At 44.8% G+C, this 18,542-nt stretch carries 14 protein-coding genes; 4 read left to right on the forward strand and 10 right to left on the reverse strand.

The window, feature by feature from the left end:
* Nucleotides 1–10 precede the first annotated feature (10 nt).
* From pstA to AC4MCC_RS09700, 5 genes are all read right to left on the reverse strand, one after another.
* The gene (gene pstA, locus AC4MCC_RS09680) at nucleotides 11–1,402 is read right to left on the reverse strand and encodes a phosphate ABC transporter permease PstA (RefSeq protein WP_166137185.1); all 1,392 of its coding nucleotides are present in this window, start codon (nucleotides 1,400–1,402) and stop codon (nucleotides 11–13) included.
* Nucleotides 1,402–2,781 (reverse strand): phosphate ABC transporter permease subunit PstC, encoded by a 1,380-nt coding sequence (gene pstC, locus AC4MCC_RS09685; RefSeq protein ID WP_491885203.1) that lies wholly within the window; start codon nucleotides 2,779–2,781, stop codon nucleotides 1,402–1,404. The genes pstA and pstC overlap by 1 nt, the downstream gene beginning before the upstream one ends.
* A 103-nt stretch (nucleotides 2,782–2,884) precedes the next feature.
* Nucleotides 2,885–3,913: a substrate-binding domain-containing protein gene (locus AC4MCC_RS09690; RefSeq protein WP_166137178.1), complete on the reverse strand. Its 1,029-nt coding sequence runs from the start codon at nucleotides 3,911–3,913 to the stop codon at nucleotides 2,885–2,887.
* 191 nt (nucleotides 3,914–4,104) lie between these two features.
* Complete coding sequence (locus AC4MCC_RS09695) at nucleotides 4,105–5,478, reverse strand: amino acid permease (protein ID WP_419363480.1); 1,374 nt, start codon at nucleotides 5,476–5,478, stop codon at nucleotides 4,105–4,107.
* A gap of 44 nt (nucleotides 5,479–5,522) precedes the next feature.
* Nucleotides 5,523–7,238, reverse strand: a complete 1,716-nt coding sequence (locus AC4MCC_RS09700; protein ID WP_491885204.1) for an alpha-keto acid decarboxylase family protein — start codon at nucleotides 7,236–7,238, stop codon at nucleotides 5,523–5,525.
* 148 nt (nucleotides 7,239–7,386) lie between these two features.
* Between AC4MCC_RS09700 and AC4MCC_RS09705 the strand changes: the two genes are divergently transcribed.
* Nucleotides 7,387–7,860, forward strand: a complete 474-nt coding sequence (locus AC4MCC_RS09705; protein WP_034703664.1) for an Lrp/AsnC family transcriptional regulator — start codon at nucleotides 7,387–7,389, stop codon at nucleotides 7,858–7,860.
* A 54-nt stretch (nucleotides 7,861–7,914) separates the two neighbouring features.
* Here AC4MCC_RS09705 and AC4MCC_RS09710 read toward each other — a convergent pair whose 3' ends face one another.
* Nucleotides 7,915–9,345 carry an aldehyde dehydrogenase family protein gene (locus tag AC4MCC_RS09710; protein WP_491885205.1) on the reverse strand — a complete coding sequence of 477 codons (1,431 nt, stop codon included), beginning with the start codon at nucleotides 9,343–9,345 and terminating at the stop codon, nucleotides 7,915–7,917.
* Nucleotides 9,346–9,648: 303 nt separating this feature from the next.
* On the opposite strand from AC4MCC_RS09710, the gene AC4MCC_RS09715 reads away from it, so the two are divergent.
* Entirely contained in the window at nucleotides 9,649–10,701 is a 1,053-nt protein-coding gene (locus tag AC4MCC_RS09715; RefSeq protein WP_491885206.1) for a Rieske 2Fe-2S domain-containing protein, read from the forward strand.
* An 88-nt stretch (nucleotides 10,702–10,789) separates the two neighbouring features.
* On the opposite strand, the gene AC4MCC_RS09720 is transcribed toward AC4MCC_RS09715, so the two are convergent.
* Both AC4MCC_RS09720 and AC4MCC_RS09725 read right to left on the reverse strand, forming a co-directional pair.
* A complete protein-coding gene (locus AC4MCC_RS09720) occupies nucleotides 10,790–12,322 on the reverse strand; it encodes a pyridoxal phosphate-dependent decarboxylase family protein (RefSeq protein ID WP_491885207.1) in 1,533 nt (510 codons plus the stop codon).
* A gap of 3 nt (nucleotides 12,323–12,325) precedes the next feature.
* On the reverse strand, nucleotides 12,326–13,699 hold the full coding sequence (locus AC4MCC_RS09725; RefSeq protein ID WP_419363470.1) for a diaminobutyrate--2-oxoglutarate transaminase: 1,374 nt from the start codon (nucleotides 13,697–13,699) through the stop codon (nucleotides 12,326–12,328).
* 476 nt (nucleotides 13,700–14,175) lie between these two features.
* On the opposite strand from AC4MCC_RS09725, the gene AC4MCC_RS09730 reads away from it, so the two are divergent.
* Entirely contained in the window at nucleotides 14,176–14,877 is a 702-nt protein-coding gene (locus AC4MCC_RS09730) for an SIMPL domain-containing protein (RefSeq protein ID WP_004782671.1), read from the forward strand.
* 165 nt (nucleotides 14,878–15,042) lie between these two features.
* Entirely contained in the window at nucleotides 15,043–15,639 is a 597-nt protein-coding gene (locus AC4MCC_RS09735) for a phosphatase PAP2 family protein (RefSeq protein ID WP_491880760.1), read from the forward strand.
* Nucleotides 15,640–15,701: 62 nt separating this feature from the next.
* Here the strand turns inward: AC4MCC_RS09735 and proB are convergent, their stop codons facing one another.
* Together proB and cgtA are read right to left on the reverse strand one after the other, a co-directional pair.
* Nucleotides 15,702–16,835, reverse strand: coding sequence for a glutamate 5-kinase (proB, locus tag AC4MCC_RS09740; RefSeq protein WP_180003977.1), 1,134 nt, complete (start codon nucleotides 16,833–16,835; stop codon nucleotides 15,702–15,704).
* Nucleotides 16,836–16,862: 27 nt separating this feature from the next.
* Nucleotides 16,863–18,068 carry an Obg family GTPase CgtA gene (gene cgtA, locus AC4MCC_RS09745; RefSeq protein WP_004782712.1) on the reverse strand — a complete coding sequence of 402 codons (1,206 nt, stop codon included), beginning with the start codon at nucleotides 18,066–18,068 and terminating at the stop codon, nucleotides 16,863–16,865.
* Between the last annotated feature and the right edge of the window lie 474 nt (nucleotides 18,069–18,542).

An 18,542-nucleotide genomic window follows, 5' to 3' on the forward strand; every position in this document is an offset into this window, starting at 1 on the left:
TTTGCCCCTCTTACCAACGGACTTCAAATTTCTTACGTAACCAGATAGCCAGACTGTTCAGGCTCAGCATCATCGCAAGAAGAACAATAATGGCTGCAGCAGTACGCCCTTCAAAGAAGTTACGCAGTTCATTGCCCTGCCACAGGAAGATTTGCACTGGCAATGCAGTTGATTGATCAAACGGCGTTGCAGGCACGCTGGCAACAAAGGCACTCATACCAATTAACAGCAGCGGTGCTGTTTCACCCAAGGCTTGGGCAACACCAATAATGGCACCGGTGAGAATCCCCGGTAATGCGAGTGGTAATACATGATGGAATACAGTCTGGATACGCGAAGCACCTAAGCCCAAAGCTGCCTGACGAATCGACGGCGGAACCGCTTTCAGCGAGGCTCGAGTGGTAATGATGACGGTAGGTAAAGTCATTAAGCTCAGTACCAGCCCCCCCACCAACGGTGCAGAAAGAGGTAAATGCATCCAGCCAATAAAGATCGCTGCACCTAGCAAACCAAACACAATCGAAGGAACTGCAGCCAGGTTATTGATGTTGACTTCTACAATATCGGTAATCCAGTTTTTTGGTGCAAACTCTTCCAGATAAATGGCTGAGGCTACGCCAATCGGGATCGAGATAAAGATCACGATTAGCATCATGAACAGCGAGCCCATAAATGCACCTGCCAGACCAGAGGTGGCTGGGGAGCTACGTGAGTCCGGACTGACAAATATGTTGGTATTAAAGCTATTTTCAATCACGCCAGAAGCTTTCATTTTATCTGCCAGTTGGCGGACTTCAGGACTGAGCTGCTGTTGTTCTGCGGGTAAATCACGGTCGATGTTTCCTGCCAGCCAGACATCGACATTGGCATCAGCCAGAATTTTAACTTGCTTTGTCTGTCCAACCAAAGCCGGATCATTCAGGACCATATCACGCAGGCGATAAGCTTCTGAACTGGTGTATAACGTACTAAGCTCATCACGCTGTGCTGCCAGTTTTGCATCACGGGCTATCATGCCATTCACGATCAGCGCTTCCCAGTCCACCATGCCGACATCCATTTGCCAGCTGATCATACGCTCTTCAAACTGCGCCGGAGATTCGCTTTCTCTTTGTACCGGTTTTGCTCCGATATCAACAATGGCCGGATCAAAATGAATCGGCAGGCTCATGCTGCTTTGCCAGAATGCCGGTAGACCTTTGGCCAGAATGCTGCCAAACAGCAAAACGACAAAGAATAAACCAGCCAGTACCGCTGAAAAACCAAACCACTTAAAAACCTTTTCTCGGCGATGGCGTTTTGCCAGCGAGTTCTGAATGGTCTGTTTGCGCTGCTCACGTTGTTCAGCTGCCACAGCAGGATCAATGGACTGATCTAGGGGTGTGGTGTTTGAAGTCGTCATTAGTCGTATTGCTCACGATATTTACGCACAATTATCAGTGCAATAATGTTCAGTCCCAGCGTAATTACAAACAGGGTTAAACCTAAGGCAAATGCCACCAGAGCTTGCGGGCTGGCAAAGTCAGTATCACCCGTTAGCTGATTGACAATGGTAATGGTAACGGTAGACACAGCTTCGAGTGGATTACCATGTAGCTGCGGGCTGTTTCCTGCCGCAAGTACCACAATCATGGTTTCGCCAATAGCTCGGGAGGCTGCTAGCAGGAAGGCGCCAATGATGCCCGGTAAAGCTGCAGGAATAACGACCTGGCGAATGGTTTCTGATTTGGTTGCGCCCAGACCGAGTGATCCGTCACGCAGGGCACGCGGCACCTGGGTAATAATGTCATCAGACAATGAAGACACAAAAGGAATGATCATGATGCCCATCACAAAGCCCGCAGTCAGTGCACTGGTGGCATTAATATGAATACCGACCATTGCGCCCAGTGACTTGATAAATGGGCCAATGATCATCAGGGCAAAAACCCCATAAACAATGGTCGGAATACCGGCCAGAACCTCAATGGTCGGTTTGGCCCAGGAACGGAATTTTGGCGAGGCATATTCAGCCAGATAAATTGCAATCATCAGGCCGACCGGAACTGCAACCAGCAAGGCAATACCACTGACCATCAGTGTGCCCCAGAGCAGTGGCAGCAAACCATAACTGCCCTCCGCATTACCCGAAGTACTAAAACCCGGGTCCCATACTGTGCCAAAGAAAAAGTCAATTGGACTGACAAAGCTAAAGAAACGCATGGCTTCGCCAAACATTGACATCACGATGCCGAGCGTAGTCAGAATCGCGACACCCGAGCAAAGTGCCAGGCCAATATTAATGGTTTTCTCAACCTGATTACGTGCTCTTAACTGGGAACTGATGCGCTGCTTGGCCCAGACCAGTCCTGCCAATGCAGCTGAAATGACCACGGCCAATTTGGCATAGGTGCCAATAACAGCAACTCGCGCCAACTGCTCTGCCGCTGCCAGTTCATACGGCTGTGGGGTATCACTGACACCAAAACCTGATGCAATAGCCTGCACCCGATCTACCACTACACCCAAGCTGGCCGGATCAAGTCCTGCAGAGATTTGCTCAGGTAAATGATTGAGTACCACCTGTTCCAAAATACTGGGTTCCACCAGATTCCAAACCATCAAAATTAAAAATGCAGGGATGCCACACCAGAGTGCTACCATCGCCCCGTAGTAGCCTGGACGTGAATGCAGTGCTGCGGAATTATTGCCCTTACCTGCTAGATGACGACTTTTAGTCAGTCCGATTTGATAGGCGATGGCAATAGTCGCCAGAAGTACGCCTATGAGTAGCAGATTCATGTATTCTCCACTGGTTTCTCAATTTTCATGGTTCGAAAAAACCTGTTTATCACGAAACGCCGATGACAGGTCACCCCATCATCAGCGATTGAAGCAAGGTGAATTACTTCACCACTACCGCTTTACCTGCTTTAAAGTTAGCCAGTACTGCTGCGCGCTCTTTGTCTGACATTGAAATCAGGCCAGCTCTCTCAAGCTTGGAACCTTTACCAGAAACTTTCTTGTTCAGGAAATATTCAGTAAATTGTTGCAGGCCTTTGATTGATTTCAGGTGCTCGCCTTTCACATAGAAGAACAATGGACGAGATACCGGATAAGAACCATTCAGAATCGTATTTTCAGAAGGAGCAACGTTGTTGACGGTTGCTACACGTAGCTTATCGCGGTTTTGATCGTAAAAGCCCAAGCCGAATACGCCAACAGCGCTCGGTGAGGTTTTTAAGCGTGCCAAGGTTTCAGTATAGTCACCTGAAATTTCAACAACACGGCCATCTTTACGGAAGCTGGTACATGCTTTTTTCTGTGCATCTTTCGCTAGAGCCTTAATAGCAGCATACGATTTACAACCTGCATCCACCATCTTCTCCTGGAAGACTTCGCGCGTTCCATGATTCGAAGCCGGAATTACCAGCGTGATCGGCTCATTCGGTAATGATGAATCGATTTGGTTCCAGCGAGTATATGGATTAGGTACCATTTTACCCTTAGCCGGCAACTCTGCCGCTAATGCAGCATAAACATGCTGTGGACGTAATTTGTATGCCGCTTTTTTGGCATTTGAAGCAAAGACGATGCCGTCATAACCAATCTTGATTTCGAGAACCTGGTTCACACCATTTTTCTTACATTCTGCCAATTCAGAGCTTTTGATCTGACGTGAAGCATTGGCGATATCAATGGTGTTATCCCCTACACCATTACAAAACTGTTTTAAACCACCTGAAGAACCGCCAGAACCGACAACCGGAGTTTTGAACTGCGGAAAGGTATTGCCAAACTCTTCAGCCACAATACTGGCATAAGGCAGAACGGTTGAAGACCCTGCAATCTGAATTGTATCTCGTGCAGCATTTGCTGTAGTTGCTGCAGCCCCGGTTAAAGCTAAAGCTAAGGCAATATTGGTAAAGCGCATTCTGTATCTCTCTCATTTATACAACTTGGGAGTACGCCACTTTTTATTCAGTTTTGTACTTGTTTCGATACATGCATTGTGGTTTTAGAATATGACAGACAGGTTACAGCTTTATGACGTTTTAATGATAATTAAATAGACAGTTAGCACCTTATGGACATAAAAAAAGACCCTGTTCAGGGTCTTTAAGTTTAGTGACTTGATTCGGGCAATAATACTGGTTTTCGACGATATTTCATCACATAGAGCACACTGAGAAACAGCAACCAGACCGGCACCAGCGCAACAGCAATCTGCATCTCTTTCGTCAAGCTCATGATCATTAAAATCATCAGAATAAAGGTGATGGTCAGATAATTGCTCCAGCGACCAAACAGACTCGGGAAAGTTGTGGTCTGCCCCTGCGCCTGTATGCTTTTTCTGAATTTTAAATGGGTTAATGAAATCATCAACCAGTTAATGACCAGCGCAGAAACCACTAGCAGCATCAATATTCCAAAGGCTTCACCGGGCATGAGGTAATTCATTAATACACAGATACCGGAGACTGCTGCCGAGAATAGAACAGCATTTACCGGGATACCACGGCGGTTAATTTTCTTTAAAAATGCGGGTGCATTACCTTGCTGGGCCAGACCCAATAACATACGGGTATTACAGTAGATACAACTGTTATAGACCGAAAGTGCAGCGACCAGAACTACAAAATTAAGAACATTCGCCACACCATGGCTGTTCAATGACTGGAAAATCATTACGAACGGGCTACCGCCCTGCGCCACCAGATTCCATGGATAGAGACATAGCAACACTCCAATGGCACCAATATAGAAAATCAGTACACGGTAGACAATCTGATTGACTGCTTTTGGAATGGTCTTTTCTGGATTTTTGGTTTCACTGGCGGCAATACCAATCAGCTCCAGCCCGCCAAATGCAAACATAATCACGGCAAGTGCCATCATAAAGCCCGACCAGCCCTCAGGGAAAAATCCGCCATGCTGCCACAAGTTGGTCACACTGGCCTGACTGCCAGCAGAACCGCTAAACAGCAGATAGATCCCGAATCCGATCATGCTTAAAATGGCAATGATCTTGACCATAGAAAATATAAATTCGCTCTCACCGAAGAATTTGACATTGACCAGATTGATGCCGTTCATGAGCAGGAAGAATGCCAGTGCCGTGAGCCAGGTCGGAATCTCCGGCCACCAGAACTGAACAAAAGTACCAATTGCACTCAACTCAGCCATACTGACTAATACATAGAGAACCCAATAGTTCCAGCCTGAAATAAAGCCTGCTTTTTTTCCCCAGTATTTATTGGCAAAATAACTGAATGAACCACTGACCGGTTCATGCACTACCATTTCACCCAATTGGCGCATGATCAGAAATGCAATGATGCCAGCGATGGCATAGCCCAAAAGCACTGATGGGCCTGCCAGCTGAATCGTATGTGATAAACCTAAAAATAATCCTGTACCGATCGCTCCGCCTAAGGCGATTAACTGGATATGCCGGTTGGAAAGCTGTTTTTTTAATTGATGATCTTCAACATCCATATTGTCACTCCTTGTGAACAATTTTTTTTAATTTCTACATTTTGCTAGATTGCCTTTTTGTAGGGAGGTGTATTCTGCTCGACTAGCTGCTTATAACCATATTCACCATAGTCATAGCGTGCCACGACTTCAGCAAACTGTTTTAAGCGTTGTGGAGCATCCATACGTGGAAGTTGCAGTTCAATCAGACATAATTCCTCAGCCTGATGAACCTGTGCGAGTGTACGCTTTAATTCTGCCGGGGTTTTGACTATATGAGCCTGATGCGGGGTATCTGCAGAAAAGACTTGGGCAAACTGACTGTATTGCCAGTTCTGAATATCGTTGTACTTGGCATTTTCACCCATGATCAAACGTTCAATGGTATAGCCGCCATTATTTAAAATAAAAATTACAGGTTTTAAGCCTTCTCTTAATAAGGTTGAAAGCTCCTGAATGGTCAGCTGAATCGAACCATCCCCAATAAATAACAGATGACGGCGCTGAGGTGCAGCAAGCATACTGCCAAGCAAGGCAGGCAAGGTATAGCCGATTGAACCCCAGATCGGTTGAACCAGATACTTGGCGGTCACCGGCAAGGTCAATCCTGATAAACCTGCATTGGCAGTGCCCACTTCTGCCACAATCACATCATCTTCCTGCAAGAATTCAGAAATCTGCTGCCAGAGTGCAGTTTGGCTCAGCGCAGTATTTTCTTCGAGCTGTTGAGTTTGTAACAATGGTTTCGGTGCAGGATTAAAAGTACGTGGTTGATCATCTAAAGTCTGTTTTGAGATGGCTTGGATCAACTGAGCTAAATCCAGTCCACTGATCATCTGCCCATCCAGACAAAGACAGGAATCCGCCAGATACAGCATATTTTGTGCGGATACACGATGTGAGAAAAAGGCGGTGGCCACATCGGTAAAACGTGGCCCAATAGCGATCAGGCAATCCGACTGTTCCACCAGCTGACAAGTCGATGCTGCGCTTGCTGCACCTGCATAAACGCCCGCATATAAGGGGTGACTTTCATTCATGATATTTTTGGCAGTAGACAGACAGGTATAGGGAATCTGCATGCGCTCAGCCCAATTTTGCAGCATATCGGTAAGCTGGAAAATTTCTGCTTCATTGTCAATGAGCAGGACTGGCTGACGTGCCTGTTTGATGCGTTTGGCTATCCGTGCCGCAGTGTCTTGCAGAAGTTTTGGATCACTCTGTGGACGGCTCAGATCCAGAGGCTGCTTGGGCACTTTAATCTGAAGATGGGTAATATCCGATGGAAGCTGGATATGAACCGGTCGACGCATCAATATACATTGCTTTAATACCCGGTAAATTTCACTCACTGCATTGGCTGGAGTCAAACGTGTCTGTGCCACGGTAAATTCGCGCATGCAGTTCATGATATTGTCATAATCGCCATCAATCAGGGTATGGTGTAACAAAGCACCCTGCTCTACGGCATGCAAAGGCGGGATACCGGAAATATGCACCATGGCAACCTGCTCGGCATATGCACCTGCAATGCCGTTAATCGCGCTCAAATCACCAACCCCATAAGTGGTCAGTAAAGCGCCGACACCATGCAGACGGGCATAACCATCCGCTGCATAAGCTGCATTTAGCTCATTACAGTTACCAATAAATTCCAGTTTCGGATCAATTTCGATCTGTTCTAAATAGGAGAGATTAAAGTCGCCTGGCACACCAAAAATATGCTGAATTCCTAGCTCTTGCAGGCGCTGATTAAGGTACTGACCAATTTCCATAAACATTATTATTTTCCCTATCACTTATCATGCTTCAATTACAGAATATTGCATTTCATTTTCTGATTTCGTGCATAATGCAAGTCACAATGATTCAAAAACACATAAAACGTGTATCGGATAAGGATTCAATGCAATGGATGCAATGGATGCAATGGATAAATTTGACTGGAAAATCATCCAGGCTTTGCAAAAAAATGGGCGCCTGACGAATCAGGAAATCGGAGATTTAATCGGTTTGTCAGCCTCTCAATGTTCTAGACGGCGTCAGCTGCTGGAACAAAAAGGAATTATTTTGGGTTATAGCGCCTGCATTCATCCTGAAGCTTTGGGAATTGCAGTTTTGGCTATGGTTCAGGTCAATCTCAAAACACATGACGCAGCAGCGAAGATCGCTTTTCAACAATTGATTGAAGAAGAAGAAGCTATTCAGGAAGCTTTTTCTTTAAGTGGTGATGCAGATTTCATGTTAAAAGTAGGCGCTAAAAATCTGGAAATGCTGGCAAATTTTGTGACTGAAAAATTGCTGAGCTGTAATTTTATTGGTCATATCAAATCTTATATTGTCTTAAATAAATTCAAGCAATTACATTTTGATTTTCAGGCTGCCCGCCCTTTATTACGTTGATATATCTTAAAGTAAAAGAAAAAAGCTCAAGTACAACTTGAGCTTTTTTTTGATTTAATTTTTATTGATATGAACAACCTGCTGAATCGTATTTTCGAGCAGACCACTCAGTCCGAACTGGGCACCAATGCCTGAATGCTTCCATCCCCCAAAAGGTACATGCGGGAAAATCTCACCATGCGTATTGATCCACGCCGTACCACAACTCAGTCGCTGTGCAAACTGCTGCGCCTGCTCTAGATTGGATGACCAGATCGAACCACCTAAACCAAAATCCGTATTGTTGGCTTCAGTCAGTACTTCTTCAATATCATGATAACGGATCAAAGGTAATACCGGACCAAACTGCTCTTCCTGAACCAGACGGCTATCTGGACTCACATTGGTTACGATTGTCGGTGCAATAAAATAGCCTGTATCCGGTAGATTCTGACCAGATGTCATGACTATTGCCCCTTCATCCTGGGCTTCCTGAATCATAGTCTGAACTTTTTGGTATTGCTTGATGTTTTGCACTGGACCAAAAGTAGTCGTCTCGGCTAAACCATCTCCCAGAGACTGTTGCTGTGCGACTTTTACTAATTCCTGTGCCAGTGCATCATACTGGCTGTCATGCACATAAAGACGCTTTAACGCTGCACAGGTCTGGCCCATGTTGATAAAAGCTCCATGAAAGATTCGGACTGCCATTGCCTGAATGTCGGTATCTGGCAAAACAATGCCTGCATCATTGCCACCAAGTTCCAGTGTTAAATGCTTGAAAGTCGCAGCTGCGTTCTGCATGATTCTTTGACCAGTTGCGGTTGAACCGGTAAATACCACTTTGGCAATTGCAGGGTGACTGGTCAGCTTAGCCCCAACTTCGCCGCCACCTGTAAGTATAGAGACCACTCCAGGTGCAACTTCCTGCTGAATCAGCTCACCGAGTCGGAGGGTCGACAATGGGGTAAATTCTGAAGGCTTATTGATCACCACGTTGCCAGCGCGGATTGCCGGCATGATATGCCAGACAGCAATCATCAAAGGCCAGTTCCATGGAGTGACCGATGCCACAATCCCTAAAGGCCGATGATGCAGTTCGATCCGTTTATTGGCATCATCCTGTAAAACTTCAGTTTCAATCTTGAGTTCTGCCTGATAGCGGGTCCAGGCAATGGCCCCACCGACTTCAAATTCAGCCAGCGCATAAGGTTTGCCCTGCTCCTGCACCACTAAACGCGCTAATTCTTCCCGGTGTTCTTCAATACGATCCGCAATACGATGCAGAATTGCCTGTCGCGTTGCATCATCCGTATTTTTCCATTGGTGAAAAGCCTGCTCGGCACTACGGATGATGTCTTCAACTTGTGCTTCTGAGGGAGAGGAACATAGGGCCAATACCTGCTCATCAGCAGGATTGATCACCACAAAACTTTCGCCACCGCCTTGTACCATTTTTCCTTGAATAATACAGCCAACGGGTTGGGATACATGCAAATTAGTCATCTCTTCATCCTGAATCAGATATTTTTGTTGTTCCCTGACATTAGCTGATTTTATCTGAACGGAGCTTGCATATCACATTAGGCATAAAGTCCTGAATGCACATTTTGTGCATGGAAAATAGAAGAATCATCTTTCGGGATGCTTTTTTGGAACTTTAAATATTGCTTCCTTTAATTTTTTGCCTATAGCTCATTCTTCCTTACATCCTGTTCGAATTTATGCAACAGGATGTCCTGATCTTTGAAATTTCGTAGAACATCACATTGGCCTATATTGGAAATAAAGAATCACAGTGATAGCGTCATGAACAGCACAACCATTTCAGTTTTCAATCCCGATTTACCGATTCACATGACATTCGAAGAACATGACTGGCATCTCCTGGCTCAATATTGGTATCCAGTGGCCTTAGCCCGTGATGTCTCTGAACAGCCGCTAGGGACAAGGTTGCTAGATATGCCACTGGTCATTTACAAGATACAGGATGAACTGGTCGTGGCCAAAGATGCCTGTCCGCATCGTGGTGTGCCTTTAAGTTTGGGAAAAAATGATGGTCAAGGCGTCGTCTGCCCTTATCATGGCCTACGCTTTGGTACGCAAGGTAAATGCAACCGTATCCCTGCCCATCCACGGCATAAAATTTCAGATCGGTTTCATTTACGGACCTATGCCGCGGTTGAACGTTATGGTCTGATCTGGTGTTCACTGATAGCTAACAAAGATGCTGAACCGAATATTCCAGTGATGCCTTATTGGAATGATGCAGATTATCAGCAACTGGTTTGCCCACAAGTCGACATCAAATGTTTTGCTGGCAGACAGCTAGAAGGCTTTATTGATGTCGCCCATTTTGCCTGGGTACATCCAGATACCTTCGGTGATCCGAATGATGTTGAAGTCCCGAATTACACCACAACAGAAACTGAATATGGTTTCAGTGCCGACTATATCAGCAGTATCGGCCGTTATCCGATTGGGTTAGATCAGCGCGGTCAGGAAGATTTTAAATGGCTACGACATTTTGAAATTAGCCTGCCCTTTACCGCGACCCTGACCATCCATTTCCCTAATGATGCCAAACAGGTGATTATGAATGCTGCTTCACCGATGACCGCCCGTCAGACCCGACTGTTTGCTCCTATCTGTCGTAATTATGATAAAGACTTACCCGTCGAAGAAGCCTATGATTTTAATCTGAAGATTTTTGAAGAAGATCGCCTAATTGTCGAAAACCAGAAGCCTGAGTTTTTACCGCTAGACTTATCTCTGGAAGCACATTTCCCGGCAGATCGCAGCTCCAGTATGTACCGTAAACTGTTAAGGAAAAAAGGCTTTAGTCCTTTATTTGCAGCTTAATTTTATTTAAAAATCATTATCTATGTGTCAGCCAAATTCCAATAAAAAAGGAGATCTTAACGATCTCCTTTTTTTCACCTGCAATTGATTAAGCAATTGGCGGTGTATAAGTCCCATCCGCAATTGAATCCTTGATACGATCCGCTTCTGCAAGCACGAGTGCCAACAGGTTCTTCACGTTTTCAAGTGTTGCAACCGGGCTTAAAGTGGTCATTTTCAGAGATTGAACCTGACTCACTTTAGTGACGCCAATATTCGCTTCACCACGCGCAAACAGTTCATCTGCGACGTTCTGGTTCAAGGCATCGACAAATTCAGCTGAATAACCTTCTGGCACCACACGGAACAATACCGATGCAAATTGTGGCTCAACCAGAAGTTCCAGACCATCAGTTGCCTTGATGTAATCTGCCACTTCACGCGTCAATTTCACGCCATGATCGATCATTGAACCATAAAGCTCTTCACCCAGCGCTTCTACAGTCATCCACAGTTTCAATGCATCGAAACGACGCGTGGTTTGTAGCGACTTCGACACCAGGTTAGGAACACCGTGCTCTTCATCATAAGCAGAGTTCAGGTATTCTGCTTCATAGTGCATGAAACGATAATTCGCCTCATCTTTCAGCAAGAATGCACCACATGAAATGGTCTGGAAGTAATGCTTATGGAAATCCAGTGTCACAGAATCAGACAGTTCGATACCATCTAGCATAGAACGATAGTCATTCGACAGGATCAGCGCACCACCCCATGCTGCGTCGATGTGCATCCACGCGCCATATTTATTGGTGATTTCACGAATCTGTTTGAGTGGATCAATCGCACCGGCATCCGTGGTACCCGCAGTTGCGACTACACATGCCACGATCTTGCCTTCAGATTGAAGATGCGCCATGGTTTTTTCCAGAGCATCAACATCCATCTGCGCATTTTCGTTCACAGGTACAGTCACAACGGACTGGAAGCCCATGCCCATCATCGCCATATTCTTTTGCACAGAGAAGTGTGCATTTTCAGAACAGATGACTTTGACATTACGCATTGCATCCGCAGGGATACCATCACGTTGAACAGACCACGGATTGCCGTTTTCGTCTTTCCAGTTTTTCGCGATGCAGGCATCACGCGCCAGCAGTACGCCCATCAGGTTGGATTGTGTACCACCAGAAGTAAACACACCCGCCTGACCTGAGCCATAGCCGACTTTTTGGCGTAACCAGTCAATCAGCTGCACTTCCATCAAAGAACCTGCCGGGCTTTGATCCCAAGAGTCCATTGACTGGTTAGTTGCATTGATTAACACTTCCGCGATCTGGCTAGTGACCATTGTCGGGCAATGCAAATGCGCAAGCGAATGCGGGTGATGTACTTTCAAGCTCTTGTTGAGGAATAGCTCAACCATACGCTCTAAAGACTTTTGTACGCCCAGACCTTCTTTAGAAGGATTGAACGCAATTGCGCTACGCAATTCCTTGATGCTACCGCCGGTATACATCTTGTCGTTTTGCAACCATGCTGCAACCGCTTTGGTCGCCTGATCCATCGCCGACTCATAGTCAGCGATAGATGCAGCATCATTGCAGAGTAACGCTTTACGGTGTTCTGCAAAATCTACCATGAATTATGCGCCTCGAACTGCGACTAGAGCTTCAGCAACCGCTTTCTTGAAGCGAACCAGAACTTCTTCACACTCAGCTTGAGTAATGATCAATGGGCAAAGTAAACGGATCACTGTACCGTTACGGCCACCTTTTTCAAGCAACAGTTTGTTGTTGAAACAAGCGGTTTGAATCGCTGCAGCTAATTGACCATCAGCAGGGAAAGAACCCATATGATCCGCTGGTTTACGTTCGTCAACAATTTCAACACCGATCATCAGACCGCGGCCACGAACGTTACCGATACATGGGAATTCAGCAGCCAATTTTTTAATTTCAGCTTGCAGGAAATCACCACGTTCTTGTGCATTTTGCGCAAGATTTTGTTCTTTAATGGTTTGCAAAGTCGCAAGACCTGTACCCATTGCCAACTGGTTACCACGGAATGTACCAGTGTGGCCAGCAGGTTGCCATGCATCGAATTTACGTTTAATACCCAGTACTGCAAGTGGCAAGCTACCACCAACGGCTTTAGACATTACAACCACATCAGGTTCGATACCCGCATGTTCGAATGCGAACATTTTGCCTGAACGCGCAAAGCCTGCTTGAACTTCGTCAAGAATCAACACAATATTGTGTTTTTCAGTCACTTCACGGATTTTTTGCAACCATTTTACCGGTGCAGTTACCACACCGCCTTCACCTTGAATCGCTTCAAGAATTACAGCTGCTGGCTTGGTTACACCGCTTTCGACATCTTCAATGAAGTTTTCGAAATAATAAGTCAAAGCATCAACGCCCGCTTCACCGCCTAGACCCAATGGGCAACGGTATTCATGCGGATATGGCATGAATTGAACGCCTGGCATTAAACCATTCACCGAGTTCTTCGCAGACAGGTTACCTGTCATTGCCAAAGAACCGTGAGTCATACCGTGATAGCCACCAGAGAAGCTGATCACTGAACTACGGCCAGTAAAGGTTTTGGCTAGTTTAATCGCTGCTTCTGTTGCATCTGCACCAGATGGACCACAGAACTGTAAGCAGTATTCTTCTTTGCCACCTGGCAGGTAAGCAAGAAGTGCTTCAGTAAAAGCATCTTTTAAAGGAGTTGTGAGATCCAGCGTATGCAATGGAAGACCGCTTGCAAGTGTGTCCTGGATACTTTGAATGACCGCAGGGTGATTATGGCCTAATGCCAATGTCCCTGCCCCAGCTAAACAATCAAGGTACTCCGTACCTTCAACATCGGTAACCCAGCAACCTTGTGCTTTCGCTATCGCTAACGGTAATTTACGTGGATAACTACGCACATTCGATTCCATCTGACTTTGGCGAGTCAAGTAGTATTCGTTTGTGGAATTGGTGGCAGGATTTACAGAAGAAACGCTCATATCGAATTACCATCTCTGATATGGGTTGAAAGAAATAAGTCTGGTGACTTGCGGTCGTTTGACTCGGTGCTTTATATAATCTAGTTAGACAATTTTCTATTCAGTAACTAGGAGAGGCGGATGATACAGTTTTTTTCAGGAAAATAAACAACTTTTAGTATCAATTTGCCTCGACTGTTATTGAAAAAATATATCAAAAAATGTTGCTGTCTAAATTATCAACTTTATGCATAGTAATGACAAGGAAGCCTAAACATTTTATGCAATTTTGTTGTCATGAATACAACAGTGTAATTATCAAACAATTATCTCAATAAGTATATAATTTTCATCACATTTGGTTCCGATATATCTACAATAAATAAAATATATTTTTAACAATCCAACGACAATAATTTCGGAATATCAACACATTTCTACCTTAGTATTTTATGATCAGCACAAGGCCAACAATTCCACTAAAACAGGACAACAAAATGCGTCTTTCTTCTTTTTCAGCGCTTGCTTTGCTCGGCGCATTATCTTCTGCCGCTTTCGCAGCTCCTGAAGAAACCTTGAATTATAATGTGGTGAATATCTCGGCAGAAGCCAGTCGCGATATTTCCAATGACCTGATGAATGCCAATTTATTTGTTGAAAAATCCAATAAACAGCCCGCTGAGCTTGCAGCACAAATCAATCAGTTGATGACGCAGGCCATTAATACTGCTAAAAAATATCCTACGGTAAAAATTGAAACCGGTTCACAGCATACCTATCCAGTCTATGACAACGACAACCGCAAGTTAAGAGAATGGCGTGCTCGTGCGCAGGTACGGATTGAATCGACTGACTTTAAAGCCGCCTCGCAACTGATTGCTGAGCTACAACAGAACTTCCAGACTGAATCGATTAACTTCACAGTATCTGAAGCAAAACGTAAAAAAGTAGAAAATGAGCTGATGCTTGAAGCTTCGAAAAACTTCCAGCAACGTGCGCAAAGTCTGGCGCAAGCCTGGAACAAACCGGGCTATCAACTGGTGAATCTGAATATCAACACCAATAATTCGGGTTATCCACCTGTGCCACGCATGGCGATGGCCAAATCTGCTTATGCCGAAGCAGTTCCAGAACAGGAAATGGCAGCAGGTGAATCCAAAATGACCGTCAGTGCTAATGGTTCTATTCAGTTTAAATAAGTCTTAATGAAATTATTCAGACGCTTAAAAACCACCCTTTTGGGTGGTTTTTTATCACTTGAATATTCTGTGAAAAATCAATGCTACAAATTCATACAAACTCAGATATGAATTGAGCTTTGATCGGTTTAGAGTAACGGACATTTGTGTCAGCCCTCTCTCTTCATGTCACTCGATCAACTGAACCTGTATCTATTTCATCTTCTCAATGTACCTGACCAAGCCTCGATCTGGATGATTAACTATGCCAGACTGATAGCGCATGATCTGGTGTATTTATTTCTGCTGATTTTTGCTGTTGCCTGGCTGCGCGGCAGTCGTGAAATCAAAACAGGGATTATTAAAGCTGTGATTTTCACCGCAATCACCTTGTCAATTAGCGAGGTATTATCTGCAGTTCTAAACACGCCCCGCCCTTTTGTCATGGAGGTTGGTCGAACCCTGATTGAGCATGCCCCTACAGGTTCATTCCCAAGCAATCACATGAGTATTTTTAGTGGAATTGCCTTTGCCTATTACTTCTCAGCACAACGTGATTTGGGTCGAATCCTGCTCTGGACTGCCTGGCTGGTAGCATGGTCACGGATTTATGTAGGTGTGCATTTTCCGATTGATATGGTGGGAGCATTCCTGATTGCTTTGGCAGTTAATCTTGCTGGCTTACCGCTCTGGTGGAAATATGAGAATAAAATCATGAACTTTATTTTCAGCATTCATCAATTCCTGTTTAAGCCTTTTATTCGGATGGGCTGGATTAAATAAAATTAATTCAAATGCCACAAAAAAATCCCGCTCGAAAGCGGGATTTTTTATATCTTGATAACTTAGTAAATCGCCATATGATTTCGATGAATCATCTCTAAAGAACGCGCTTCACCCAAGACCTGATGCACTTTATCTGATGCCAGACCTTTGACGATTTCCGCTGAACGCGAACTGAAGTTGACACGTCCTACAGCAATACGGTGACCTTGTCGATCGACACATTCCACTACATCACCACGGTCAAAATGTCCTTCTACCGCTTTAACACCGACCGGCAACAGGCTACGGTGGTTCTCTTTGATGGCTTTAACCGCACCATCATCAATTACCAAGCGACCTGCAGTTTGCAGATGCGCTGCTAACCATTGCTGATGTGCAGTCATACGGTCATCATCAGTGATAAATAATGTACCCAACATTTCACCGGCCATCAGGCGCGATAAAACACAGTCACTATCACCACTGGCAATTAATGTCGGACAACCAGACTTGGCAGCCAAACGAGCAGCACGGACTTTGGTCAGCATACCGCCACGACCAAATTTTCCGCCGCCGCCTGCCATATCAAACAGGCTTTCATCCATGGCACGCACGGTATGGAACAGTTTGGCATCCGGATTAGAACGTGGATCCGAGTCAAACATGCCTTCCTGATCAGTCAGGATAATGAGCAGATCTGCATGAACTTGACCTGCGACCATCGCAGCTAAGGTATCGTTATCACCGAAACGGATTTCGTCAGTAGAAACCGTGTCATTTTCATTAATGACTGGAATCACATGCCAATCAATCAGGTGCTGTAAAGCATCACAAGAATTCAGATAACGACGACGGTCTGCCAGGTCATCATGAGTCAATAATACCTGAGCGGTTTGAATGCTGTGTTTTTCCAGCACACTTGACCAGGTCTGGATTAAACCCATTTGACCAATGGCAGCACAAGCCTGAAGACTGGGTAGATCGGTGGGTCGATTCTCAAGTTTCATTCGAACCATACCTTCAGCCACAGCTCCGGAAGAAACGAGAATAATCTCGTGTCCGGCATTGTGTAGATCCGCGATTTGTCCCGCCCAATGCGAGATGGCATCTAAATCTAAACCTTGCCCGTTTGCTGTGAGTAAAGATGATCCGATTTTAACAACGATTCGTTTACAACCCTTGAGCTGACGTTGCCCATCTACCACTTCTATCATCTTGTCCTCAGACTTATCTTTAAAAGATTAACGTACGTAATATACTTCTACGTCGCTGTCGTCATCATCTTCATCATCAAAGTCATCGCCGCCCAGACGTTGAGCGCGACGCATTTCACGATAAGCTTCTTTCGCAGCAATCGTTTGTTCACGTGTTTCAGCTTCAAGCTGATCACGGAATTCTTTCATCTCTGCTGCGTATTCAGGATCTTCAACTTCGCGTTCGCGTTGCTGCTCGATTTGATCCATCAGGTAATACACCACATCCTTAGTGCCTTCAGCCGTTAAGCCTGAAGTTTTAAAGACAGGACCTTCCCACTGCAATTCTTCAAGAATGTGATTACACCATTCATCGCGAGTATCTACAGCAAGCTGATCGACCTTGTTCAGAACCAATACCACTGGTAATTTTGAAAGTGTTGGGGAGAATTTTTGCAACTCATTCAAAATCGCTTTGGCATTGTAAGCTGGATCTGAACCGTCAATCGGTTGAACATCTACAATATGAAGCAGAATACGGGTACGTGCCAAATGTTTCAGGAAGCGAATCCCGAGACCTGCACCTTCTGCCGCACCTTCGATCAGACCTGGAATATCCGCCATTACAAATGAACGATGACGATCCGCATCCACTACGCCCAAGTTAGGTACCATGGTGGTAAATGGATAATCTGCAACTTTTGGTTTTGCTGCAGAGACTGCACGGATAAAGGTTGATTTACCTGCGTTTGGCATGCCGAGCAAGCCAACATCAGCCAGTACTTTCAGCTCAAGACGGATTTCACGGAATTCGCCTTTGGTACCATGCGTACATTTACGCGGAGAACGGTTGGTTGATGATTTGAAGTGAGTATTACCCAAACCACCTTGGCCACCATGTGCCACTAATACTTTCTGGCCGTCTTCAACCAGATCTCCAATAATGTCGCCAGATTCACTATCTACAATGGTTGTTCCCACAGGAACTTTTAAAATAACTGATTCGCCACCACGACCAGCACAGTTTGCGCCAGCACCGTTTTTACCACGTTCAGCGCGAAATTTACGGGTATAACGATAATCTACAAGGGTACTCGTGTCGTCGTCAGCCTGAATATAAATGCTGCCGCCACGACCACCATCACCACCATCTGGACCACCAAATGGTACGAACTTTTCACGGCGAAAACTGGCTACGCCATTGCCACCGTCGCCAGCCTCTACGGTAATGACTGCTTCATCAACAAAGCGCATAATGCCAATCCTCTAAAAACTTTAAAAACCGCCTATTCTGCCATATTTTAAAGCATTTCTCGACTATATTTATTGAGCTTTCCAAGAAGAAGACCCAATTTAGAATTATTTTATAATATTCAAGCAAAAAGCTGATACAGATTGACGATTTATCAAGAAATTATTGTGAGGAACTTATACAAAATAAGAATTATAAAAATGTTTTCACTTATTTCAGAATTGCGGTAATTCTTCTTATAGTTTAAGCATCTTTATTTTTATAGTTTTACTTTTTTCAATTGAATTGCTTTAACTGATCAACAGATATTCAGAAAACCATGAGTAAACTAAGAGGTTTCTTTATATTATTTTTCATAAAGCGCATATTTCATTAGCTCTTCGCATAAATCAACAAAAATATCTCCTAACTCCCTTTTCAACATGGGTATATGAGAATAAATATTTGTAATATTCTCCGGCTTAAGAAGACCTGAA

It is taken from the genome of Acinetobacter sp. CAU_H_56, assembly GCF_058599425.1.